The organism is Mycobacterium sp. BMJ-28, assembly GCF_054404835.1.
Genome location: NZ_CM136783.1, coordinates 4,800,468 through 4,824,684, shown reverse-complemented (window position 1 = coordinate 4,824,684; position 24,217 = coordinate 4,800,468). Strand labels below are relative to the sequence as shown.

Below are 24,217 nucleotides of genomic sequence, written 5' to 3'. Positions count from 1 at the left end.
GCCGCCAGTATGTCCCGGCCGGCGTCAGGTTTTGTCAAATTTGCCGTTTATTCGAGGCGGGCGCCGATGCGGCGGCCCCGTCAGCGCAGCCGCAATCCCCGCGGTGTGCGGGCGAAACCGGCTTCGGTCAGGGCCGAGTGCACCACCGTGCGTTCATCGTCGGCGGGCTCCAGCACGGGTACCCCGTTGACCCGCTCGACCAGCAGTGAGGCCACCCGGTGTTGACGCACCAAATCGGCCAGTGCGCCGGCAGCCGCCTGCTGCGCGCCGGGTTCGGCGCCGAAGCTCAACAGGCTGCGTCCACCCCGCTCCAGGAACCACACCAGGCGGCCGTCGACCAGCACCACCAGGGCACCCGCCTTGCGGCCCGGCCGGAAATCGCCATGGCCGGGCCACGGCAGCGCGGCGCCGTACGGGTTGGCCGGGTCCGTCGCGGCCAGCACCACCGCATGCCATTCGGGGCGCTGCGGGTCGACACCGTCCAGGTAGCTGCGCAGCCGGTCGACCGTCGAGGCCGAGGCGAATTGGGCACCACCCAGCGACTCGATGAAATAGCCGCGTTGACAACGCCCCGCATCCTCGAAAGCGGTGAGGACCTTGTAGAGCATGGCGAACCCGCCGGGCAGTCCCTCGGTGGCCCCGCGGGTCAGCACGCCATGCCGGCTCAGGAGCAGTTCGGCCTGGAAGTGGGTGCGCACGGTGGAGTCGGTTTCCGGGACGGGCAAGGCCGACCAGCGGCCGGAGACCTTCGGGTCGGTACGCGGCGCGGGATGGGCGATCCGGTACCGACTCAGCTTCGGCGGGCGCTGACGCTGCCGGTGGGCCGGAGCCCGGCGCGAACCGTGCAGTACCGCACGCACCGGGGCGAACGTGTCGCCGGTGATCGAGCCGGCCCAGATCAACTCCCACAGCGCGGCCGTGAAGGCGCTCTCTTGCCCGTCGCCGGCAAGTTGGCGGAAGAAGTACGCGCCACCGGCCGACAGCGTGTCCAGAACGGCGCGGTGCGTGTCGGTGAGTTCAATCTCGGCGGGTGCGGGCAGGGTCAGCGGCGCCGAGTCGGCAAGGTGGAAGGCCACCCAGCCGTCGGCGGTCCCGATCTGGCCGGCCCCGGACCAGATCACCTCACCGGAGGCCAACAGTTCGTCGAGCATCGCCGGCTGGTAGTCGGCGACCCGTGGTGGCAGCACCAGGGATTCGACCGCCGAGGCCGGCAGCGCCACCCCGGCCAGCTGGTCGATCACCGCGGCCAGCCCGTCGACGCCGCGGTTGTGCGTCGATCCGACGTGCTGCCAGGCCGGCAGGAACCGCCCGTAGGCGGCGGTGCTGACCGGCTCCACCGCGGCCCGCAGCGCGGCCAGCGAGCGCCGCCGCAGGATCTTCAGAACAACTGCGTCACACCACTGTTCACCGCCGGAATCGCTGAACTCGCCGCGCACCAGTTTGCCGTCACCCGCGAGGCGGCCCAGCACGTCGGCGGTCACCCGTAGGCCGAGGCCGAACCGGGCCGCGGCGTCGTCGGTGCTGAACGGGCCGCGGGTGCGGGCGTAGCGACCCAGCAGCTCACCCAGCGGGTCGTCGGCGGATTCCAGGAATGTCAGCGGTATCCCGACGGGCACCGCCACCCCGACGCCGTCCCGCAACAGACCGATGTCCTCGATGGGCACCCACCAGGTTGCCCCTGCGAACGTCGCCGTCAGCACCCGGCGCGCGGTGCGCAGCCCTTCCAGCCAGCCGCCGATGTCCGCCGTGGCGCACCGGGCTTTCAATTCTTCTTCGGTGAGCGGGCCGAGCAGACGCAGCAGGTCGGCGATCCCCTCGGCGTCGCGGGCTGCCCGGTCGGCGTCGAGGTGCTGCAGTTGCCTGGTGGTCGACGCCAGGACCTCGGGGTCGAGCAGGTCCCGTAGTTCCACCCGGCCCAGCAGTTCGGCCAGCAGCACACTGTCCAGGGACAGTGCCGCGGCCCGGCGTTCGGCCAGCGGGCTGTCGCCCTCGTACATGAAGGCACCGACGTAACCGAACAGCACCGACGCCGCGAAGGGGGAAGGAGCGGTGGTCTCGACGTCGACCAACCGGATGCGGCGCTGTGCGATGCGGCTCATCAGATCGGTCAGCGCGGGCACGTCATAGACGTCCTGCAGGCATTCCCGCACCGTCTCCAGCACGATGGGGAAGTCGGGGTATTTGCGGGCCACGTCGAGCAGTTGCGCCGCACGCTGGCGCTGATGCCACAGCGGCGACCGCTTGCCCGGATGCCGCCTGGGCAGCAGCAGGGCGCGGGCAGCGCATTCGCGGAACCGGGACGCGAACAACGCCGACCCGCCCACTTCGGTGGTGACGATCGGTTCGATCTCGTCGGCCTCGAAGACGAAAATATCTGCCCCCGGCGGCTTTTCGTCGGTGTCGGGCAGGCGCACGATGATGCCGTCGTCGGAGGCGGTCGGCTTCTCGTCGATGCCGTACCGCTCATGCAGGCGGCGCGACACCGCGAGTGCCAGCGGACCGTGCACCCGCAGCCCGTAGGGGGAGTGCAGGATGAGCCGCCAGTCGCCCAGCTCGTCGTGGAACCGCTCCACCACCAGGGTGGCATCGGTGGGCACCACGCCGGTGGCCTGGCGCTGTTCGTCGAGCAGCTGCCACAGGTTGTCGGTGGCGAAATCGTCGAAACCCGTTTCCCGGCAGCGCACGTCGAAATCGGCGCGGCCCAGCGCGGCCAGCTCGCCGGTGAACTTGCCCACCGCGGCGCCCAGCTCGGCGGGCCGGCCCACGCTGTCGCCGCGCCAGAACGGCAACCGCGCCGGCTGCCCGGGTGCGGGCAGCACCAGCACCCGGTCATGGGTGATCTCGGTGATCCGCCAACTGGTCGCGCCGAGGGAAATCACATCGCCCGGCCGCGACTCGTACACCATCTCTTCGTCGAGTTCGCCTACTCGAGAAGGCTTTTCGGTGGCCAGATACACCGTGAACATGCCGCGGTCGGGTATCGCGCCGCCGGAGGTGACGGCCAGCCGTTGCGCTCCGGGCCTGGCGGTGAGGGTGCCGTGGTCCCGGTCGTACACCAGACGCGGCCGCAGTTCGGCGAATTCGGTGGACGGGTACTTACCGGACAACAGGTCCAGCGTCGCCTCGAATACGCTGCGCGGCAGCGTCGCGAACGGGGCACTGCGCCGGACGGTGTCGAACCAGGCGTCGGTGTCCAGTGGTTCGAGCGCCGCCGCGGCCACGGTGTGCTGGGCCAGGATGTCCAGCGGATTGGCAGGCACCTTCATCGATTCGATCTCGCCGGCCTGCATCCGCTGCACCGTGACGGCACAGTCGATCAGGTCGGTGCGATGGTTGGGGAACAGCACGCCCTGGGATATCTCGCCGACCTGGTGGCCGGCCCGGCCGATGCGCTGCAACCCACTGGCCACCGAGGGCGGCGACGACACCTGGATGACCAGGTCCACCGCGCCCATGTCGATACCCAACTCCAGGCTGGACGTGGCGACGACGGCTTTGAGCCGCCCGCGTTTCAGATCGTCTTCCACCTCGGCCCGCTGCTCCTTGCTCACCGAGCCGTGGTGGGCCCGGGCGAGCAGGGTGGGGGCGCCGTAGCTCTGGCCACTGGCCATCACATGGGCCGGCGCGCCACCGCCGACCTTCGGGTTGTGACCGTCGGGCAGCTCGATACCGCTGCGTTCGGCGTGAATCTCGTTCAGCCGTGAGGTGAGCCGCTCGGCCAGCCGCCGGGAATTGGCGAAGACGATGGACGACTGGTGCGATTCGATCAGGTCGACGATGCGTTCCTCGACGTCGGGCCAGATCGAGTTGTCGGCCAGGTTGGCCATGTCCGGTACCGGCACCTGCACCCGAAGGTCGAAGGTCTTGTCGGCGGGCGGGGCGACGATGGTCGCGGGCGAACTGCCGGACAGGAAGCGTGCCACCTCCTCGGGCGGGCGGACCGTCGCCGACAACCCGATGCGTTGGGCCGGCGTGTCCAGCAGCGCATCCAGACGCTCCAGCGAAAGAGCCAGGTGCGCACCGCGTTTGGTGCCTGCTACGGCATGTACCTCATCCACGATCACCGTCTGGACTGCGGCCAGCGTGTCCCGGGCCGCCGAGGTCAGCATCAGGAACAGCGACTCCGGGGTGGTGATCAGGATGTCGGGCGGTTTGGCGATCAGGTCGCGGCGCTGTTTGGCGGTGGTGTCCCCGGAACGCACGCCCACGGTGATGGCCGGGGCCGGCTCGCCGAGCCGTTCGGCCACCCGCGCGATGCCGGTGAGCGGGGTGCGCAGGTTGCGCTCGACGTCGACGGCCAGCGCTTTCAGCGGCGAGACGTAGAGCACCTTGGTGCCCCTGGTGGCCTTGCTGTCCTTGTTGCCCGGCGCCGGCTCGGACCCGGCGAGGCGGTCGATGGCCCAGAGGAATGCCGCCAGCGTCTTGCCCGAACCGGTGGGTGCGATGACCAGGGTGTGCCGGCCGTCGGCGATCGCCGACCACGCCTGGGCCTGGGCGGCGGTGGGGGCGGGGAAGGTGGCCGTGAACCACTGCCGGGTCAGTTCGCTGAACCGGGCGAGCGGATCGGGTGGCGCCATCAGTCCATAGTGCCGGGCACCCCCGACAAGTTCAGTGCCGGGCGCCCGGGGCAACCGCCGCGGCCAGCGAATCCGGGATGCCGGGGACCCGGCTGACGGCGTCGAGCAGGCCGTGCGCGCAGGTGTCGGCGACGAACTCGCCGTCCAGTGTCGGGTCGAGCACCCGCTGGCGGCAGAACTCGAAGGTGAAGGCCAGCCACCCGTAGACCGTGACGCGCAGGTCACGGGCGAGTGCGGGGGTGGGAGCGGTGCCCGCCGCATCGGTGATCGCGGTGATGATCCGGTCGGCCTGGCGGTCGTTGTCCAGTTCGTCGATACCCCGCAGCACCGGGTCGGCCCGGCCCATTCCCATGTAGGCCGCCCACGCGCCGTGCGGATGCTCCTCGTCGTACCGCAGGTAGGCCAGCACACCCGCCCGCAATTGACCGAACAGGCTCTGGCCGGGCTCGGGCGGGTGGTTGGTGGCCTCGAACAGTCGCTCGCCCTCGGCCCGCACCACGGCGGCGAAGAAGGCCCGCTTGTCCGGGAAGTAGTGGTACATCAGAGCGCGGGAGATGCCGGCGCGTTCGGCGATCTCGTCGATGCGGACCTCGTCGTAGGGTCGCTGGCCGAACACCTCGACACCGAGGGTGAGTAACTCGGTGCGCCGGTCGTCAGGGGAGAGGCGTCGCCTTGAGCCGCCCATGCCGGAAGGGTAGTGGACATATGTCCAACGACGGACCGGTGGGCCGCTCAACCACCGAGGGCGCGCCGATATCGCCGCATCCCGGCGATCCAGCGGTCATAGTCGGCGCCCTTGCCCCGGTACATGTCCAGCACCGCCGAATGCGGCAGCACCAGGAACCGCTCGTCGCGCACGCCCGCCAGCGTCGCGGCGGCCACCGCCTCGGCGGTGAGCACCTCGCCCGCGGTGGTGATCGAATCGGCGGCCACCCGGGTCGCCGGGTCAGCGGAATCCCTGATGTCGTTGAGCAGCGGGGTGTCCACACCCATCGGGCACACGCAGGTGACACCGATACCGTTGTCGCCGTAGGTGATCGACAACCACTCGGCAAATCCGACCGCGGCGTGCTTGGTCACCGCGTAGCCGGCGGCACCGACCTGGGTGAGCAACCCCGCCGCCGAGGCGACGCTGACGAAATGCCCGGCTCCGCGCCCCACCCACTCCGGGATCAGGGCGTCCGCAGCCCGGACGTGCGCGCGCAGGTTCACCTCGAGCACGCGGTCCCAGTCGGCCTCGGTGCCCAGCCCGGATGCGCCGATCACGCCGGCATTGGCGACGTAGATGCCGACCGGCCCGAACGCGGTACGCGCGGTGTCGATCAGGGCGGTGACGCCCGCGACCGACGCGGCATCGGCGGTGACGCCGACGGCCCGCGCACCGATGGCGGCGGCGGTCTGTGCGGCCGCCGCTCCATCGATGTCACCGGCCACCACCGAGGCTCCGGCCGCGGCGAACGCCTGCGCCAGCGCCCGGCCGATACCCGAACCCGCCCCGGTGATGACGGCCACCGCGCCTTCGATCTGCATGGGACGTGTCTACCGCAACCCTCGCAATTCCCGCTTGAGCACCTTGCCGTAGCTGTTCTTGGGTAGATCGTCGACGAAGACATAGCGCTTGGGCCGCTTGAATCGGGCGATCCGGTCCAGCAGATGCGCGTCGAGCTCACTTTCGGACGCCGTTCCCACCACGAACGCCACCACCACCTCGCCCCACTCCGGGTCGGGTTCGCCCACCACGCAGGCCTCCACCACCCCGGCATGTGTGACCAGGGCTTCCTCCACCTCGCGCGGGTAGATGTTGCTCCCGCCGCTGATCACCACATCCTTGCTGCGGTCGCGCAGCGTGAGGAGTCCGCGCGCATCGAAGGACCCCATGTCGCCGGTGTGCAACCATCCGTCGACCAGGGTGGCCGATGTCGCGTCCGGGTTGTTCCAGTACCCGGACATGACGATGTCACCGCGACAGACGATCTCGCCGACCTCGCCCACCCCGGCCGGGGCTCCGTCGGGCCCCAGCACCGCGACCTCGACACCGGACCGGGCGTAACCGACCGAACCGAGCACCGCATCGTCGGCATCGAGATGATCGGCCCGGCGCAACCCGGTGATCGTCATCGGGGCCTCGCCCTGCCCGTAGAGCTGCACGAAGATCGGGCCGAATGCGGCCATCGCCTTCTTCAGGCTGTCCACGTACATCGGGCCGCCGCCGTAGACCACCGTGGTGAGATTCCGCGGCCGGGGGCGACCGGTGGCGACCAGGCGCTGCACCATCGTCGGCGCCAGGAAACAGCTCACCGCCGGGTGATGGTCGCACAGGTCGAGGAACTCGTCCGGCGCGAAGGCCGCCGATTCCGGGATGACCTGCCGGGCCGCGCGCAGCACATACGGCGCGATGTAGAGGCCCGAGCCGTGCGACATCGGTGCGCCGTGGATCAGGCTGTGGTTCTGGTCCGGTGCGTCGAAGTCGGCCAGATGGGCCACCGTCATCGCCATCAGGTTCCGATGGGACAGCATGGCGCCCTTGGATTTTCCGGTGGTGCCGCTGGTGTAGAACAACCAGGCCAGCGACCCCGGATCGGTGTGCGCCGGGACGGCCGGGGCGTGGGCCAGCCGTTCGTGGTAGCCCGCGCTGTCCAGCACCACCGCCGGCACGTCGAGGGTTTCGGCGATCTTGGGGGAGGCGAACACCAACGCCGCGCCGGCATCGTCGAGGATCTGGACCACCTCACGCGGATGCAGTTTGAAGTTGACCGGCACAACCACACACCCCGCGGCCCACACGGCGAACATCAATTCGATGATCTCCGGGCGGTTTTCGCTGACGATGGCGATCCGGGCGCCGGTGTCGTGGGTTCCTGGGGCGGGCGAAGCGACGGGGACAGATTCGGCGCAGATCGAGCCGGCCAATCGCAGGGCGCGGTCGCGCAATTGGGCCCAGGTGTGCAGTTGCCGGGTACCCAGGAACACCGCCCCACGGTCGCCGAACCGCGCGGCCGCTTGGTCGAGCACCCCGAACAGGTTCACTGCGCCACCCACTGCGAGGTCAGCGCGAAATCGGAGAGGAATTTCGTCGAGCTCCAGCCACCGTCGACGACGATGGTCTGGCCGTTGATGAAACTGCCGCCGGGCGAACAGAGAAACGCCACGGTGCTGGCGATGTCGTCGACCGTGCCGAGGCGGGTGTGGGGTGTCATCTCGGTATTGATCTTGCGGAACCGGTCGTCCTCCAGCCGGGTGGCCACCATCGGGGTCAGCGTGACACCTGGCGCCACGGCATTACAGCGGATGCCTTGGGCGCCGTACTGGCAGGCAATGTGATTGGTCAGCGCCGTGAGCCCGCCCTTGGCCGCCGAATATGCCCCGCCGCGCAGACCGCCGACCACCGCGAAAGTGGATGTCACGTTGATGATCGCGGAGCCGGACGGCATGTGCGGCAACACATCCCGGGACAGCCGGAACGGGGCGCGCAGCATCAGGCCCAGGAAGTAGTCCAGCGACTCGTCATCGGTCTCGTGCAGCGGTTTGGGGCTGCCCACCCCGGCGTTGTTGATCAGGAAGTCGACATGACCCCACCGCGACACCGCGGTGTCCACGATGTGCCGCGGTGCGTCGTCGTCGACCAGATCGACGGCCAGCGTGTGCACCGAATCGCCTCCGGCGGCCTGCAGTTCGGCAAGTCGCCGCTCGTCGCGGCCCACACCCAATACGGCCATTCCGGCTTCGGCAAGCATGGTGGCGCAGCGGAATCCGATGCCGCTGCTGGCGCCGGTCACGATCGCCACCTTCGCTTCTTCTGCTCCTCGCGTGCGCGGCATGTCAGCCTCTCATCAGGGTTGCTCGGATCTGGTGCTTCAGCACTTTTCCCGCGTCGTTGCGCGGCAGCGCTTTCCACACGGTCACCTGCTCGGGCGCCTTGAACGCGGCGACGCCGTGCTCGTCGAGCAGGGCGCGCAGCGCCGTCACGTCCGGCGCCGGGCTCGCGTCGCTGACGATGACCGCGCAGGCGCGCTCGCCGGTGCGCTCGTCGGGGATGCCGACGATGGCGATCTCCTCGATACCGGGATGGCCGATCAGGATGTCCTCGATCTCCTTGGGGGAGATGTTCTCGCCGTTGCGGATGATCAGGTCCTTGGCGCGACCGGTCACCACCAGGTAGCCGTCCTCGGTGAGCAGGCCTAGGTCACCGGTGCGGAAGAAGCCCCGTTCGTCCACGGCGCCGTCCTCGGGATGCAGGTAACCCACCAGCATCTGGGGCCCGCGCACCCGGATCTCCCCGTCGACTATCGCGATCTCGGCGATGCCGGGCCGGCCATCGGTGTCGGCGGCGTGGCCGGGGTCGTCGGGGGACCCGACGGTGCTCACCGGCACCTCGGTGGACCCATAGACCCGGGTCACCATCGCCTTGTCGAAGGTGGCCGCGGCCCGGCGAATCAACGAGGGTGGCACCGACGCCCCACCGCAGATGAAGACCTTCAGGTCCGGCAGCCGGGTGCCGGACCGTTCGGCGGCGCCCAGCAGACCGTCCAGAAACGGTGTGGCGCCGGCCATGTGGGTGCAGCGGTGGGTCTGCATCAGCCCGACGGCCGCCGCTGGATCCCAGCGCTCCATCAGGACTGCCGTCGCCCCGAGCAGCAGGGGACACTCGAAGGCGTAGATGGAACCGCCGATGTGGGCGATCGGAGACGGCACCAGAAAGGTGTCCCCTGGGTCGATCCGCCAGTGCTCGCCGATCTGGGTGATCAGCGCGCCGATCGAATAATGGCTGTGCAGAACACCTTTGGGTCGGCCGGTGGTGCCCGAGGTGTACATCAACATGTGCACCGCGGCCGGGTCGTGCGTGCGGACGCCCAACGCCTCGCCGCCGAGCAGCGACGAGAAGGGCGTATGCCCGTCACCGCGGACCACCACCACCTCGGGCGGGTTGTCGAGTCCGGCGGTCACCCTGGCCAGCATCGACGGATAGTCGAAACCGCGGAACTCGCCCGGTATGAAGATCATCCGGACATCCGCATCGGCAAGGATGAACCGGAGTTCGTGATCCCGCAGCGACGGCAGCACCGGGTTGACCACCATGCCCGCCCACGTGGCGGCCAGGTAGACCACCGCCGCCTCATGCCAGTTCGGCAGCATGAACGACACCACGCTGCCGGCCGGCATCCGCTCGGCCATCGACCGGGCCAGCACCGCGGCCCGGTCGTGCAACGTCTGAGCGTCCAGCCCGAACTCGCCGTCCACGATCAGCACCCGGCGCGGATCCCGTCGCGCCGTGTCGCCAAGCACGTCGGCGAGGGTGGTCACGGTTTGACGCGCCGCATCGTCATTGAGTGCCGGTACTGGGTGGCCGGATGAGTGTTCACCGTGACCTGGGCGATCTCGCCGTCAGAGGTGGTGTAGGTGCGCTGCATCTGCAGCGCCGGAGTCCCCGCGGCGATGTGCAGGAGGGCGGCGACGTCGGCAGGCAGGGCTATCGCCGAGATTTCTTGATGCACCTCGACCACGCTGACCCCGAACAGATCCTCGATGAGGGGAAAGATCGGTCCCGAATGACGTTGCAGCAGTCGGCCGACCGCGGCGAAGGCCCGGTTGATGTAGTACTCGGTGCGACAGATCGGTGTGTCATCTCCCGCGCGGCGGTAGCCGTACACGGCCAGCCACTGGCCGCCGATATCCAGGCCGGTGCGGACGGCCGTCTCGGCGTCGATGGTGACCATCGCGTTGGACTCGATCTCGAACTGCGCGCCGGCGGCGAACGCGAGCAGGTCGTTGATCGACATCACGTCCTGGGCATAGGAACTCGACGACGTGCGGGGGATCACCTGGGTGCCGGTCCGCGGTCGGGAGGCCACCAGGTTGTCGTCCCGCAGCCGGCGCAACGCCTCCCGGACGGTGTAGCGGCTCACCGCAAACCGTTCGCACAGTTCGTGTTCGGTGGGCAGTTGGGACCCGACGGGGTAGACCCCGTCCACGATTTCCTTGCGCAAGGTGCGGGCCACCTGAAGGTAGCGGTGCTCGGCCGCCGCGGTGGTCATGCCCGCCTCAGCGCCAGCACGCTGCCCTCCCCGTCGGCCGACACGTACAGCGTGCCGTCGGGTCCCGCGGTGATCCCCGCGAAGGGGCCCTGCGGCCCGGAGAACGGCGGCATCCCGCGCAGCGGTTTGGGTACCACCCCGGCAGGTGCGCCGATGGGCAGCCCCGCCGCCAGCGTGCTTCGCGCGCCGGTGGACAGGTCGACCGACAGCACCGCCTTGCTCCCCGCGTCGACGATGAAAAGCAGGTTGCCGCGGACCAGAATGCCGTGCGGGGTCACCAGATCGGCCACCACGGTCTCGGTGCCGGACCCCGTCACGCGCAGCACCGCGCCCGACACCGATACCAGGGGATGTCCGTCCGGATCGATGGCGACGCCCACCGGGGTGTCAAGGTCGGTGGCCAGCGTCTCGGTGCCGGTGGTGTTGATCGCGAGCAGCCGCCCGGTGCCCTGCTCGACCACGATCGGGGTGCCGTCGGCGGCCAGGTCCACCCCGTAGAGCTGATCCAGACCGTCTGCCAGGTAATCGGTTTCGTGGTCGCCCGGCCGGTAGCGCGCCACCTGCCCGCCCGAGGTGGTGACCACGAACTCGCCGGGCCGCGCGGGTGCCAGGCCGCGCAGGAAGCCCGGGTAGCCGGGGCTGAACAGCATCCCGACGGTCTGCAGATCACCGTCGGGCGTCACCAGGTAGAAGTAGGTGCCGTCCGCGGCGTAGAGATTTCCGTCGGCACCGACGGCCAGGTCCAGCGGCCAGGTCAGGCCGCCGGGCAGCAAGGTGCCGGTGGCCCCGTCGGGCTGAACCTCGGCGATCAGTCCGGTGAAGGTGGAGACGAAGAGCCGGCCGTCGGCGAAGGAGCAGTTGTCCAGGCCGGGGGCGAGGTCGGCCAGCACCGTCCGGCCGCCGGTGCGCGGATCGATCCGCAGCACCTGGCCGCTGGCAACCTGGGTGGACACGATCTGCCCGTCGGCGTCGAACTTCACCGAGTCGGGGACGCCGAGATCGCCGGCCACCACCTCGGGTTCGCCGCCGTCGGGGTGCACCCGCCAGATCTGGTTGGCGGTCATCACCGGGAAGTAGAGCAGCCCGTCCGGCCCGACCTCCATCGCATTCGGGGACGGCAGATCCGCCACGATCACCCGGGGTTCGCCACCGCTGAGATCCATTTCGACCAGCCGGCCGCCGTCGCGGCATTCGTTCACGAACAGCCGGCCCTGATGCACGGTGATGCCGTTGGCCGACGGCATGTCGTCGCGCAGCACCCGACAACGACCCGCCGAATCGCGGGCACTGACCCGGCCGTCCATCACCTCGGTGGCGTACAACGTGCCGTCCGGGCCGAACGCGACGTCATCGGGGGCGATGATGTCGCCGCCTTTGGGGCTGATCGTGTCGATCATGCCGGTGTGCACGTCCACCGCGCTGATCTGGCTACCGGTGACCTGCGCGACGTAGAGGCGTCCGTCCGGGCCGGTGCGCAGACCGTTTGCGCCGAACAGCCGACTCGGCTCGGTCAGGCGCGTGACCGTCCATCCGGCCGCCGCCTCAGGCTGCGAGGTGGCGGCATACCGGCCGGACGCAAAGGTGGTCATGCGGCCGACGTTATCAAGTGCCAACTAGTCCAGACAATAGAGCGCCAATGGTCATAATCCGGTCTTGACGCCGCATATACCCTGCGGAATAGTGTTCTTCGATATGCAGAATCACAATTCTTGTACGGACAATTGACGGTGACCGAGCTGCTGAACCTCACCGGCCGCGTCGTCGTGGTGGCCGGGGCCGGCGGTGGCGGCATCGGCACGGCGGTCACGCGGCTGACCGCCGAGGCCGGCGCGACGGTGATCGCGGTGAGCCGTTCGCAGGAGAACCTCGACACCCACGTCGCGCCGCTGGCCGAGCGCGGGCTCGCGGTGCTGCCGGTCGCCGCCGATGCCGGCACCGATGACGGCATCGCCACCGTGCTGGACGCCGCCCGGCGTGCCGAGGGCAGGCTCTACGGACTGGTGAATGTCGCCGGCGGAGCGGCGCCGTCGACGTGGATGCCGTCGACCCGGGTGACACGCCAGGACTGGCGGGACCTGTTCGCCGCCAATCTGGAAACCATGTTCTTCATGAGCCAGGCCGTCGCCGCCGAGATCCGGGCGCAGGGCAATCCCGGCTCGATCGTGTCGGTGTCCTCGATCAGCGGACTGAACTCGGCCCCGTACCACGTCGCCTACGGCACGGCGAAGGCCGCGATCGTGGCGGCCACCCGCACCATGGCAGTGGAACTTGCCGCAGACGGTATCCGGGTGAACGCGGTGGCGCCCGGGGTCACCAAGACCGCGGCGTCGGCCACCTACGTCGACGCCGACCCGGACCGCGATCGGCGGGCCATCGCCATGGGCCGCCGCGGCACCCCCGAGGAACAGGCCGGAGCGATCCTGTTCCTGCTGTCGGACCTGTCCGGTTATGTCACCGGGCAGACGCTCTTGGTCGACGGCGGGCTGAACCTGCGCTGGACCCATCTGGGCGCCGACAACACATCGCTGTTCCTGAAAGACGACAACTTCCGCGACGCGATCAGGAGGATCTAATGGCTCACACCGAATCAGACCTCGACACGTCGATCGATCTCGACGCCGAACCCGACGATTCCACCGGCCAGATCCCGGAGGACCTGTCCGAACCGATGACGATCCCGGTGGACGCCTACATCTCGGTGGAATACGCCCGCAACGAACGAGACCGGTTGTGGCGCAAGGTCTGGCAACAGGTGGGCCGGGTGGAGGAGATCCCGGAGGTCGGCAGCTACCTCACCTACGACATCCTGGACGACTCGATCATCGTCGTACGAACGGGCGCGCACACCTTCACGGCCCACCACAACGTGTGTATGCACCGCGGCCGCAAGCTCATCGACAACCCGGAGGGCGCGAAGAACGCCACCGGGCGGGCACGGAAATCCTTTGTGTGTGGATTCCACGGCTGGACATACGGTCTGGACGGCACCTGCACGCACATCCGAGAGCAGGATGACTGGCAGGGCAAACTCACACCGGCGAACACCCACCTGGCCCCGGTACAGGTCGACACCTGGGGCGGCTGGTTGTTCATCAACATGGACCCCGACTGCGAGTCACTGGCCGACTACCTGATGCCGGCCGCCAAGATCCTCGACCCGTTCGGTCTGGAGAACATGCGCTACAAGTGGCGCAAATGGCTTTCCTTCGACTGCAACTGGAAAGTCGCGATGGAGGCCTTCAACGAGACCTACCACGTGTTCACCACCCACCCGGAGTTCAACAAGTTCGGCGAGTTCAAGGGCTGGGCCAAGGCGCAGGGCAAACACAGCAACATCGGTTACGACGCGCCGAAAGGCATGGACGAGACCAAGTCCAAGATCCGTCTCGGCACCGGGGACCCGCGCATCTCGACCGCCGAGATGCAGGTCTACACCATGGAAGAGACCAACGCGACCACCACGCGGACGTTGGTCGAGGCCGCCAAGCGGCTCGTCGACGAACTCCCCGAAGGCACCCCGGCCGACGAGGTGCTGGCGCACTGGCTGGCCTCGGCGCGCCGGGACGACGAAGCGCGTGGCGTGATCTGGCCGACCATCCCGCCCGACATCCTCGGCCAGAGCGGCACGGCGTGGCAGATCTTCCCGAACTTCCAAGTGGGGCAAGGCCTGACCAGCGCACTGTGCTACAGCGCCCGGCCCGACCCCGGTTACGACCCGGACAAGTGCATCTTCGAGGTCGCGGTGTTCGAGCTCTACCCCGATGGCCAGGAACCGCACACGGAATGGGTGTACACCCCCAAGGATTCCCCGAATTGGTTGTCGGTGCTGCCACAGGACTTCTCGAATATGGCCGCCGTCCAGCAGGGGATGAAGTCGGCCGGCTTCCGGGGCACCCTGCCCAACCCGTACCGGGAACGCAGCACCGTCAATCTGCACCACCAACTGTCCAAGTACATGGGTGCCGGCGAGCCCCGCGAAATCTAGCGATTTGTGTACGTTCACCGGCGCTCGCCGCCGGAGAACGTGCACAAATCACTCCAAGGAGGAGACGATATGAAGGTCAATCTGGGTACCGGGGCGCAGAACTCCCACGACTGGGACCGTGTGCTCGCCGGTGATTTCAGCACGCCGCCGGCCACCCCCGATTACCAGTGCGTGCAGGCCGCACTGGCGCTCGGCGATCTCGCCGAGCCGCTGGGGTTCGACGGCATCTGGTTCCCCGAACACCAGGGCACGCCATACGGTATGACGCCCAATCCCATTCAGGCGCTGACCTATTTCGCTGCCCGCACCGAGCGGGTCAGCCTGGGCACCTTCGTCGCGGTGGCGCCGTGGTGGAACCCGGTCCGGCTGGCGCACCAGATCGCCTACCTGGACATCGTCTCCAACGGCCGCTACAACACCATCGGAATCGGACGCGGGGTGTCCAAGGCCGAGTTCGACGCCGTGGGCGTGCCCCGCGAGCAGAGCCGGCAGCGGTTCAACGAGACCCTGGACATCCTCGAACTCGCGTTTTCGGGGGAGCGGTTCTCCTATGACGGCGAGATCTTCAGTTTCCCGGAAATGTCGCTGCGCCCCGAGCCGCTCAGCAAGGACCTGTTCTCCCGGATCTTCAGTTCGTCCTCGACCGCCGAATCACTGGAGATCCTGTCCCGGCGCGGCATGGTGCCGCTGTTCGTCGGCAACAAGCCGATCTGGGATGCCGGCGAGGAAGTCCGAAAGGTCAACACCTTCCGCGCCGAGGAGGGTTTCGAGCCGTGTCAGCCGAAGAACGTGATGTTCATGTACGTCACCGAGAAGGAAGACGAGAAGCTGGCCGCGTTGACCGAACAGTGGATCTGGACGGCCAACCGCGACGTCAACGTGCACTACGGTTTCGCCGATGCGTCCAACTTCAAGGGTGTCAAGGGTTATGAGGCGTATGCGGACCGGGAGGCCACGGCAACGGCGGTGCTCGCCTCGGCGGTGACCGGGGACCAGAAGAAGGGTGGGCCACCCGGATACCACGCCTCCAACCTGCTGATCGGCACACCCGAGGTGGTGTTCGAGAAACTCAAAGCCGCCCAGGAGGCGTGTTCGTTCTCCGAGGTCACCATCGTCCCGCAGTTCGGCACCATGCCGTACGAAGACGCTTTTGCGAGCACCAAACTGTTCGCCAAGGAAGTGCTGCCCGCCGTGCACGAGATGGCGGCACCGCTGCACCCCGCCGCTCTGCCGGAGAACGCCATCGCATGACGACGACCGAAACGGCCTGCGGGCCGACCGACACCCCCACCGATATCGACATCCCGGCGATCCGGGAGAAGTACGCCGCCGAACGGGCCAAGCGGCTGCGGCCCGAGGGCGCCGACCAATACCTGGAATTGGAAGGCGATTTCGCCGAGTTCTACGAGATCGACCCCTACACGACGGTGACCGAACGGGACCCGATCACCGAGGACGTCGACGTCGTCATCCTCGGCGGCGGTTTCGCCGGCCTGCTGGCCGGGGCCTACCTGAAGAAGGCGGGTGTCGAGGGCCTCCGCGTCATCGAGATGGCCGGCGACTTCGGCGGTGTCTGGTACTGGAACCGCTTCCCGGGCATCCAGTGCGACAACGACGCCTACTGCTACGTCCCACTTCTCGAGGAACTCGGCTTCATGCCGTCCAAGAAGTTCGCCGACGGAGCCGAGATCTGGCAGCACTGCCGCAACATCGGCAAGCATTTCGGCCTCTATGACGGGGCGCTGTTCTCCACCCAGGTGCGCGAGATGCGCTGGGATGACGCGACGCAGCGCTGGCAGATCAGCACTGACCGCGGCGACGATATCCGGGCCCGGTTCGTCGTGATGGCGCAGGGTTCGTACAACCGCCCGAAGTTTCCTGGCATCCCCGGCATCAAGGACTTTGCGGGACACGTGTTCCACTCCGCGCGCTGGGACTACGACTACACCGGCGGCGACGCCGACGGTGGCCTGCACAAACTGGCGGACAAGCGCGTCGCGCTGGTCGGCACCGGCGCCACCGGCATCCAGCTGGTACCGCATCTGGGCCGTGATGCCCAGCAGCTCTTCGTGTTCCAACGCACGCCGTCCTCGGTCGACCAACGGTCTAACCCACCCACCGACCCTGCCTGGGCGGCGTCGCTGCAACCGGGGTGGCAGGAAGAGCGCAAGCGCAACTTCCACAACTGGTCGCCCTTCGTCGGCGTGGTGTTCGGTGAGCCAGATCTGGTCTGCGACTTCTGGACTGAGCTCGGACGCAACCTGACGGCCCGGATCGCGGGCAGTGATGACCCCGCATCGGTGACCATCGAGCAGATCATGGCCTTCCGGGAAGAGGAAGACTACAAGATCATGGAGCGACTGCGTCGCCGCGTCGCGGAGATCGTCGAGGATCCCGAGACCGCGGAGGCGCTGAAGCCGTACTACCGCTTCATGTGCAAGCGGCCGACCTCCAGTGAGCAGTACCTGGCATCGTTCAACAGGCCGAATGTGACGCTCGTCGACGTGTCGGCGTCCAAGGGCGTGGAACGGCTGTCCGCCAACGGCATCATCGCCGACGGTGTCGAGTATGAGGTCGATTGCGTGATCTTCGCCAGCGGCTTCGAGATCTCCACCGAGATCAGCCGGCGCTTCGCAATCGAGCGCATCATCGGCCGGGATGGCGTGTCGCTGTTCGACTATTGGCGCAACGACTATAAGACGCTGCACGGCATGACCACCCGCGGGTTCCCGAACCAGTTCTTCATGGGCTTCATCCAGGGCGGTGTCTCGGCCAACACCACCGCGATGTTCGAGCAGCAGGCCGAGCACATCGCCTACATCATCGCCGAGGCCCAGAACCGCGGTGCCAGGACGGTCGAACCCAGCCAAGAGGGTCAGGACGGGTGGGTCTCGACGGTCCGCGAGGTGTCGATCGACAACTCGGCGTTCGAACTGTCCTGCACGCCGGGCTATTACAACAACGAAGGCCGCGGTGGCGCGGAACGCAACGGATCGTTCCTCGGCGACTTCTACGCACCGGGTTTCTACGCCTTCGACGATCTGATCGCGCAGTGGCGGGCCAAGGGCGACCTCGACGGACTGGAGCTCACCACATGACGACCGCTGTTGAGGCATTGCAGGCACGGGACCTCAAGCCCCGCATCGGATCCGAGGTGCGCGCCGACAAGGCCACCCTGTTGTCCGGTGAGTACGCCGCTGAGATCCGGGACCTGCTGGAGCAGCGCGGCGTGCTGGTCTTCCCGCAGATCGGATTCAGCGATGAGGAGCAGATCGCCTTCACCGAGACGCTCGGCACGTTCGCGCCGGAAGCCCGCGGCGAGAAGCTCTACAAGGTGTCGCTGGACACCGAGGTCAACAAGCAGGCCGATTACCTGAAAGGCTCGCTGTATTGGCATTTGGACGGCACCATGAACGCGGTGCCGATCCTGGCGTCGCTGCTGCAGAGCGTGGCGTTGGGTAACCCGGACGAAGGCGACACCGAGTTCTGCAACACCTACGCCGCCTATGACGACCTGTCCGATGCGGACAAGGCCGAGATCGCGGACCTGCGGGTGATGCACTCGGCGTGGAACACGTTGTTCTACTACGACCCGGAACCGTCGGCGAAGACCCTCAAGCAGATGATGGCGATCGGCGACCGGGAACTGCCACTGGTGTGGACCCACAAGTCGGGCCGCAAATCACTGGTACTGGGCGCCACAGCGCGCCACATCACCGACATCGACTACATCAGGAGCGCGGAACTGCTTGTTCGGCTGCGAGATTGGGCGACACAGCCGCAATTCACCTACCGGCACAAGTGGACCGTCGGGGATCTGGTCATCTGGGACAACACCGGCACCATGCACCGGGCCACACCGTATGACCCGAGCTCGGGACGGTTGCTGCAACGCACCAAGCTCGAGGGCGAGGAACCGTTCGCTTGACGAATCAACTCGGCTTCGATGAGCGCGTCGCCGTCATCACCGGCGGTGGACGCGGACTCGGCCGTGCGTACGCGCTGCTGCTGGCATCGCGTGGCGCCAAGGTTGTCGTCAACGACCCCGGTGCCAGCCTGACCGGTGACGGGGCCGACGAGGGCCCGGCCCACGACGTGGTGCGCGAAATCGCCGCTGCCGGCGGGCAGGCCGTTGCCAGCACCGACTCGGTCGCGACCGCCGACGGCGGCAAGGCCATCATCGACACTGCCATCGAACATTTCGGGCGTGTCGACATCCTCATCCACAATGCCGGCATCGTGCGCCGCGGCTCGCTCAAGGAGCTGACCTACCAGGATTTCGAGTCTGTGCTCGATGTGCACCTGCGGGGCGCCTTCCACGTGGTGCGCCCGGCATTCCCGCTCATGTGTACCGCCGGCTACGGGCGGATCGTGCTGACCTCTTCGATCGGCGGGCTGTACGGCAACCACGGTGTCGCCAACTATGCCGCAGCCAAGGCCGGGATCATCGGGCTCACCAATGTGGTCGCACTCGAAGGTGCCGCCGAAGGCGTGACGTGCAACGCGATCGTCCCGGGCGCGGTCACCAGAATGGCTGAGGGACTGGACACCTCGGCCTACCCGCCGATGGGATCGGATCTGGTGGCGCCCGCCGTCGGCTGGTTGGCGCACGAATCGTGTTCGGTCAGCGGCGAACTGTTCGTGGCGATCGCCGGTCGGGTGGCGCGGGCCTTCATCGCCGAGACACCAGGGGTGTACCAGCCGTCGTGGTCCATCGAGGACATCGCGGCGAACATCGACGCGATCCGCGACGACACCGCACCGCTGGTGTTCGCGCCGGTGCCCGACGGACATACCGATCACATTCGCTACTCGTTCGGGGTCGCCGCCCATGACTGAATTCCAGGGTCCACTCAAGGGGGTACGGGTCATCGACCTGACCGCGATGGTGATGGGGCCGTACTGCACCCAGATCATGGCCGATATGGGTGCCGACGTCATCAAGGTGGAACCGCCGGCCGGGGACAACACCCGATATATCTCGGTGGGCCCCGTCTCCGGGTTGAGCGGTGTCTTCATCAACGTGAACCGCGGTAAGCGGGGCGTGATGCTCGATCTGCAGACCAGCGAGGGCAAGGCAGCGTTGCGGTCGTTGATCGAGACCGCCGACGTGTTCATCCACTCGATGCGGGCCAAGGCGATCGCCAAGCTCGGGTTCACCTATGAGGACGTCGTCGCGCTGAACCCGTCCATCGTCTACACCAACTGCTACGGGTACGGCAGGCGCGGTCCCGACGCGGACCGCCCCGCCTATGACGACACCATTCAGGCCGAATGCGGATTGCCTGCGGTACAAGAACAATTGACCGGGGAAGCCAGCTATGTCGGCACCATCATGGCCGACAAGGTGGCGGGCCTGACGGCCCTGTACGCCACCACGATGGCGCTGTTCCACCGTGAGCGCACCGGTGAAGGGCAGGAGGTGGAGGTCAGCATGTTCGAGACCATGGCGTCGTTCATGTTGGTCGAACATGCCAACGGCGCCATGTTCGACCCCGCGCTCGGCCCGGCCGTGTATCCCCGCGCGGTGGCGCCCAACCGCAAGCCGTACGAGACCAAAGACGGTCAGATTGCGGCGCTCATCTACAACGACAAGCACTGGAATGCGTTCATCGAGCGGGTGCAGCCGGTCTGGAACAGCATCGAGTTCGCCACGCTCGAGCAGCGCGCCAAACAGATCGACACCGTGTACGGACTGGTGGCGCAGACGCTCAAGGAACGCACCACCGACGAGTGGCTACAACTGTTCCGCGAACTGGAGATCCCGGCCGCCGCCGTCAACACCCCGGACGCCTTGTTCGACAACGAACATCTCAAGGCCGTCGGACTGTTCGAGACCATCGAGACCGAGCACGGGACGATGCGCATCCCGGGTGTGCCGACCTGGTTCTCCCGCACACCCGGCCGGGTGCACGGACCCGCGCCGGAACTGGGCGCCGACACCGACGCGGTGCTGGCCGAGCTTCGGGCGCTGCCTGGGCGCTGAGACGTGTGTGCTCGGCTTGTGCCGGAAGGTGTTTCGGGACTTCGGGTCGGCACTTGCGTGGGGCCCCGGTGCGGCGTAGCATCGAACATAAGTTCGAATTGAAATGAGATGGTGCTCCCGCTATCGGTGAGCTTTTGCCGCGACTGTGTCGCTGAGAGGTTCGACGGTCCGTCGCAGACTGTTGAGCCATGTTGCCTAGATGATCCCGAACTTGTCTGCCCGCGTGCACTTCTGGGAAAGGCTCGGTATCTGGTATGGACGCCACCCATCTCAATGCTGTCATCGATGCGCTCATCGATGACCTCGCTCCGGCGCCACCACCCGAGGACGACGGCGACCGCAGACTGTGTCATCTGCTGGACTGTCCGCGGCGGGTGCTCGATGAGCAGCCCTTGCTGGCGGTGGTGGTCGCCGCGGTGACGGCGCGCAACCTGTTGGATCATGTGATCGCACAGGCCGTTGCGGCCGCCGAGCGGCTCGGGATCCCGGCCCGCAAGCACCTGCGTTCGGGGGCTGATCTGCTCACCAGTTGCGGTGTGGCCCCCGGCGCGGCACATCGGGCCGCGCGGGTGGGGCGGGCGGCGCACACCCTGCCGGCCCTCACCCAGTCCCAGCGTCTGGGTGGTCTCGGCATCGAGTTCGCCGACGCGGTCGGAAGGGGCGTCAAACACGTCGAAGGCAGGGTCGCCCTGTCCGACGAGGACCGGGCGAAGGTCGTCACCAAGTTGATGATCCAGACCACGCCATCGCAGGTGGCCGAGAAGGCCCGCGCGATCGCCATCGACAAAGCCTCGACGCAACCGCCGGTGGTCGGGGCCGTGCCGGTGGCCGAGAACGCTGACCTCAACGAGATGACAGTGGTGGTCAACGACGAAGGACGGGTCGCTGCGACCCTCGATGTCGACGCGCTCACCGGTGAGGAACTGCTCACCGCGCTGGACCCACTGTGCCGGCCCGTCCCGCTGCCAGACGGCTCACCCGACCCGCGCCCGGTCGGGAGGCGTCGCGCGGACGCCCTCGGCCACGTCGTGCGGACCTACCTGTCGAACTCGCGGCGCCCGACCTCCGGAGGGGTGCTCCCGCACGTCACCGTCATCCGGCCAGCGGAAGGAAAGGGGCTCGTGGACAGCCTGGGTTTCACCGGGCCGGTCAGCGCGACCACCGCTGACCTGATCTTGTGTGACAGCACGATCGGGGTGGTGACTGTTGATGGCGCGGGTGCGCCGCTGGATGTGGGACGCAGCGAAAGGCTGTTCACGCCCGTGATCCGGAAGGGGTTGGCGGTACGGGACGGTGGCTGCGCACACCCCGGCTGCGGGCGGCCGGTGTCCTGGTGCGACGCCCACCACATCACACCCTGGAGCAGCGGGGGCGCCACCAGCATCGACAACGGCGTCCTGCTGTGCCGACACCACCACACCGCCATCCACCACGGCGGCTGGCAGGTCTACCTGGGCACCGACCGCCACCCCTGGTTCATCCCACCCCACGATCCGGGCAGAGCAGAACCGGCACATCTGCGCTCACACGCACGACGCACCATGACCGACCTACCCACCGCCGCCTAAACGCTTTGTGCACCTTGACAACTACACAGAGAAACCGCCCGCGTGGTGGGTCCGGCGGAAGGTCACGCCGCCGGGCCCGCCTCTGCGAACCAGCGCCGGCGCGACCTGGCCAGAGACGACCCGTCACCTGCGCAGCGGGCAACTAGAAGGTCTTCGCCAACCGGTCGGCGAGAATGCCGGCGAAGCGCGCCGGATCGTCGAGGGACCCACCCTCGGCGAGAAGGGCTACGCCGTAGAGCAACTCGGCAGTCTCGCCGAGTCCGTCCGGTGACGACGCCAAGGCGTCCCGCAGACCCGTGACGAGTGCGTGATCGGGATTGAGCTCCAGGATGCGCTTGCCCACGGGCACGTCCTGCCCGGACGCACGGTACATGCGCGCCAGCTGCGGGGTGATGCCGAAAGTGTCGGTGATCAGGCATGCCGGCGACGAGGTCAGGCGCGTCGACAGCCGCACCTCCTTGACGTGCTCGTCGAGCGTTTCCTGCAGCCAGGCCAGCAGATCGGCGAAGTCGCTGCGGTCGCCGTTGCTCTTGTCGTCTCCGGAACCGAGGTCGACTTCACCCTTGGCGACCGACTGCAACTTCTTGCCCTGGAATTCCGGCACCGATTCGACCCACACCTCGTCGACCGGGTCGGTGAGCAGCAGCACCTCGTAGCCCTTGGCCTTGAAAGCCTCCAGATGGGGGGAGTGCTCCAGCAATTGGCGTGATTCACCCGTCGCGTAGAAGATCTGCTCCTGGTCGTCCTTCATCCGCCCGACGTAGTCGGCAAGGGTGGTCGAGTCGGTCTCACTGGCCGTCGACGCAAAAGACGACAGCTCCAGCAGGGTGTCGCGGTTGTCATGGTCGGAGAGCAGGCCCTCCTTGAACACGCGGCCGAACTGCGTCCAGAAGGTCACGTAATCGTCCGGCCGGTTGGCCTGGAGGTCCTTGATGGCCGACAGCACCTTCTTGGTGAGGCTGCGCCGGATCACCTTGATCTGGCGGTCCTGCTGGAGGATCTCCCGAGACACGTTCAGCGACATGTCCTGTGCGTCGACGACACCCTTGACGAATCGCAGGTACTCGGGCACCAGCTCGTCGCAGTCGGCCATGATGAAGACGCGCTTGACGTACAGCTGCACCCCGGTGTGCCCGTCGCGGTTGAACAGGTCGAACGGCGCTTGCGACGGGATGAACAACAACGCCTGGTACTCGAAGGTGCCTTCGGCCTTCATCGCGATGACATCGAGTGGCTCATCCCACGCGTGCGCGATATGCCGGTAGAACTCCTTGTACTCCTCGTCGGAGACCTCGCTCTTGGACTTCGCCCACAGCGCGGTACGCGAATTGAGTGTCTCGGTTTCGAAGGTGACGGTGGGCTCCGCGGTCTCCCCGTCGGCCGACTCGTCGGCTGGGACGGTCTTCTCGACCTCCATCCGGATCGGCCAGGAGATGAAGTCGGAGTACTTCTTGACCAGCTGCCTGATCTTCCACGGCGCGGTGTAGTCGTGCAGTTCGTTCTCGGTGTCCTCGGGCTTGAGGTGCAAGGTGACGGACGTGCCCTGCGGGGCGTCATCGACGGTCCCGATGGTGTAGGTGCCGTCGCCGCTGGATTCCCAACGGGTGGCGGACCTTTCGCCGGCCTTGCGGGTCAGCAGCACGACGGAGTCGGCCACCATGAACGTCGAGTAGAACCCGATGCCGAACTGGCCGATCAACTCTTCGGAGTCGCCCTGCTGCTTGGCCTCTTGCAGCTTGCGGCGCAGCTCGGCGGTACCGGATTTGGCCAGTGTGCCGATGAGGTCGATCACCTCGTCGCGCGTCATGCCGATGCCGTTGTCGCGGATGGTCAGCGTTCGCGCGGACGTGTCCGTCTCGATGTCGATGTGCAGATCGGACGTGTCGACGTCCAGGTCCTTGTCCTGGAACGCCGCGAGCCGCAGCTTGTCCAAGGCGTCGGAGGCGTTGGACACCAGCTCCCGCAGGAACGAGTCCTTGTTCGAGTAGATGGAGTGCACCATCAGCTGAAGCAGTTGACGGGCCTCTGCCTGGAATTCCCGGTGTTCGACGTGCTCACTCACGCAGCCA

Annotated in this window: 17 protein-coding genes; 8 read left to right on the top strand and 9 right to left on the bottom strand. The window is 67.5% G+C overall.

Translation table 11 applies throughout. The annotated features are described in order from the left end of the window. Positions 1–80: 80 nt before the first annotated feature. Genes ACXPWS_RS23945 through ACXPWS_RS23910 form a run of 8 tightly spaced genes read right to left on the bottom strand, consistent with a single transcriptional unit; the run spans position 81 to position 12,198 of the window. The gene (locus ACXPWS_RS23945) at positions 81–4,577 is read right to left on the bottom strand and encodes an ATP-dependent helicase (RefSeq protein WP_458709038.1); all 4,497 of its coding nucleotides are present in this window, start codon (positions 4,575–4,577) and stop codon (positions 81–83) included. Between the two features lie 31 nt (positions 4,578–4,608). Further along, positions 4,609–5,262: a TetR/AcrR family transcriptional regulator gene (locus ACXPWS_RS23940; protein WP_458709037.1), complete on the bottom strand. Its 654-nt coding sequence runs from the start codon at positions 5,260–5,262 to the stop codon at positions 4,609–4,611. Between the two features lie 47 nt (positions 5,263–5,309). Continuing rightward, entirely contained in the window at positions 5,310–6,107 is a 798-nt protein-coding gene (locus ACXPWS_RS23935; RefSeq protein WP_458709036.1) for an SDR family oxidoreductase, read from the bottom strand. Between the two features lie 9 nt (positions 6,108–6,116). Continuing rightward, a complete protein-coding gene (locus tag ACXPWS_RS23930) occupies positions 6,117–7,604 on the bottom strand; it encodes an AMP-binding protein (RefSeq protein ID WP_458709035.1) in 1,488 nt (495 codons plus the stop codon). After that, the gene (locus ACXPWS_RS23925; protein ID WP_458709034.1) at positions 7,601–8,395 is read right to left on the bottom strand and encodes an SDR family NAD(P)-dependent oxidoreductase; all 795 of its coding nucleotides are present in this window, start codon (positions 8,393–8,395) and stop codon (positions 7,601–7,603) included. The genes ACXPWS_RS23930 and ACXPWS_RS23925 overlap by 4 nt, the downstream gene beginning before the upstream one ends. Position 8,396: 1 nt before the next feature. Further along, positions 8,397–9,878, bottom strand: coding sequence for an AMP-binding protein (locus tag ACXPWS_RS23920; RefSeq protein ID WP_458709033.1), 1,482 nt, complete (start codon positions 9,876–9,878; stop codon positions 8,397–8,399). Continuing rightward, a complete protein-coding gene (locus ACXPWS_RS23915; RefSeq protein ID WP_458709032.1) occupies positions 9,875–10,609 on the bottom strand; it encodes a GntR family transcriptional regulator in 735 nt (244 codons plus the stop codon). The genes ACXPWS_RS23920 and ACXPWS_RS23915 overlap by 4 nt, the downstream gene beginning before the upstream one ends. Then, positions 10,606–12,198 carry an SMP-30/gluconolactonase/LRE family protein gene (locus ACXPWS_RS23910; RefSeq protein ID WP_458709031.1) on the bottom strand — a complete coding sequence of 531 codons (1,593 nt, stop codon included), beginning with the start codon at positions 12,196–12,198 and terminating at the stop codon, positions 10,606–10,608. Before ACXPWS_RS23910 ends, ACXPWS_RS23915 begins: the two co-directional genes overlap by 4 nt. A gap of 138 nt (positions 12,199–12,336) precedes the next feature. Here ACXPWS_RS23910 and ACXPWS_RS23905 point away from each other — a divergent pair, with 138 nt between their 5' ends. The 8 genes from ACXPWS_RS23905 (at position 12,337) to ACXPWS_RS23870 (ending at position 22,148) form a co-directional block, all read left to right on the top strand. Continuing rightward, positions 12,337–13,182 (top strand): SDR family NAD(P)-dependent oxidoreductase, encoded by an 846-nt coding sequence (locus tag ACXPWS_RS23905; RefSeq protein ID WP_458709030.1) that lies wholly within the window; start codon positions 12,337–12,339, stop codon positions 13,180–13,182. Further along, a complete protein-coding gene (locus ACXPWS_RS23900; RefSeq protein WP_458709029.1) occupies positions 13,182–14,594 on the top strand; it encodes an aromatic ring-hydroxylating oxygenase subunit alpha in 1,413 nt (470 codons plus the stop codon). Before ACXPWS_RS23905 ends, ACXPWS_RS23900 begins: the two co-directional genes overlap by 1 nt. 69 nt (positions 14,595–14,663) lie before the next feature. Continuing rightward, positions 14,664–15,845 carry an LLM class flavin-dependent oxidoreductase gene (locus ACXPWS_RS23895; protein ID WP_458709028.1) on the top strand — a complete coding sequence of 394 codons (1,182 nt, stop codon included), beginning with the start codon at positions 14,664–14,666 and terminating at the stop codon, positions 15,843–15,845. After that, entirely contained in the window at positions 15,842–17,692 is a 1,851-nt protein-coding gene (locus ACXPWS_RS23890) for a flavin-containing monooxygenase (RefSeq protein ID WP_458709027.1), read from the top strand. Before ACXPWS_RS23895 ends, ACXPWS_RS23890 begins: the two co-directional genes overlap by 4 nt. Further along, a complete protein-coding gene (locus tag ACXPWS_RS23885) occupies positions 17,689–18,522 on the top strand; it encodes a TauD/TfdA dioxygenase family protein (RefSeq protein ID WP_458709026.1) in 834 nt (277 codons plus the stop codon). Before ACXPWS_RS23890 ends, ACXPWS_RS23885 begins: the two co-directional genes overlap by 4 nt. Next, complete coding sequence (locus ACXPWS_RS23880; RefSeq protein WP_458709025.1) at positions 18,519–19,433, top strand: SDR family NAD(P)-dependent oxidoreductase; 915 nt, start codon at positions 18,519–18,521, stop codon at positions 19,431–19,433. The genes ACXPWS_RS23885 and ACXPWS_RS23880 overlap by 4 nt, the downstream gene beginning before the upstream one ends. Further along, positions 19,426–20,580 carry a CaiB/BaiF CoA transferase family protein gene (locus ACXPWS_RS23875; RefSeq protein WP_458709024.1) on the top strand — a complete coding sequence of 385 codons (1,155 nt, stop codon included), beginning with the start codon at positions 19,426–19,428 and terminating at the stop codon, positions 20,578–20,580. The genes ACXPWS_RS23880 and ACXPWS_RS23875 overlap by 8 nt, the downstream gene beginning before the upstream one ends. Before the next feature lie 254 nt (positions 20,581–20,834). Further along, positions 20,835–22,148 (top strand): HNH endonuclease signature motif containing protein, encoded by a 1,314-nt coding sequence (locus tag ACXPWS_RS23870; RefSeq protein WP_458709023.1) that lies wholly within the window; start codon positions 20,835–20,837, stop codon positions 22,146–22,148. 142 nt (positions 22,149–22,290) lie between these two features. Here ACXPWS_RS23870 and htpG read toward each other — a convergent pair whose 3' ends face one another. Continuing rightward, positions 22,291–24,210: a molecular chaperone HtpG gene (gene htpG / locus ACXPWS_RS23865; RefSeq protein ID WP_458709022.1), complete on the bottom strand. Its 1,920-nt coding sequence runs from the start codon at positions 24,208–24,210 to the stop codon at positions 22,291–22,293. Positions 24,211–24,217: the final 7 nt, after the last annotated feature.

Bases quoted from the DNA above. Each gene is read 5' to 3' on its own strand.
- ACXPWS_RS23945 (WP_458709038.1), bottom strand. From the start codon at position 4,577: ATGGCGCCACCCGATCCGCTCGCCCGGTTCAGCGAACTGACCCGGCAG.
- ACXPWS_RS23940 (WP_458709037.1), bottom strand. From the start codon at position 5,262: ATGGGCGGCTCAAGGCGACGCCTCTCCCCTGACGACCGGCGCACCGAG.
- ACXPWS_RS23935 (WP_458709036.1), bottom strand. From the start codon at position 6,107: ATGCAGATCGAAGGCGCGGTGGCCGTCATCACCGGGGCGGGTTCGGGT.
- ACXPWS_RS23925 (WP_458709034.1), bottom strand. From the start codon at position 8,395: ATGCCGCGCACGCGAGGAGCAGAAGAAGCGAAGGTGGCGATCGTGACC.
- ACXPWS_RS23915 (WP_458709032.1), bottom strand. From the start codon at position 10,609: ATGACCACCGCGGCGGCCGAGCACCGCTACCTTCAGGTGGCCCGCACC.
- ACXPWS_RS23910 (WP_458709031.1), bottom strand. From the start codon at position 12,198: ATGACCACCTTTGCGTCCGGCCGGTATGCCGCCACCTCGCAGCCTGAG.
- ACXPWS_RS23900 (WP_458709029.1), top strand. From the start codon at position 13,182: ATGGCTCACACCGAATCAGACCTCGACACGTCGATCGATCTCGACGCC.
- ACXPWS_RS23895 (WP_458709028.1), top strand. From the start codon at position 14,664: ATGAAGGTCAATCTGGGTACCGGGGCGCAGAACTCCCACGACTGGGAC.
- ACXPWS_RS23890 (WP_458709027.1), top strand. From the start codon at position 15,842: ATGACGACGACCGAAACGGCCTGCGGGCCGACCGACACCCCCACCGAT.
- ACXPWS_RS23885 (WP_458709026.1), top strand. From the start codon at position 17,689: ATGACGACCGCTGTTGAGGCATTGCAGGCACGGGACCTCAAGCCCCGC.
- ACXPWS_RS23875 (WP_458709024.1), top strand. From the start codon at position 19,426: ATGACTGAATTCCAGGGTCCACTCAAGGGGGTACGGGTCATCGACCTG.
- ACXPWS_RS23870 (WP_458709023.1), top strand. From the start codon at position 20,835: ATGGACGCCACCCATCTCAATGCTGTCATCGATGCGCTCATCGATGAC.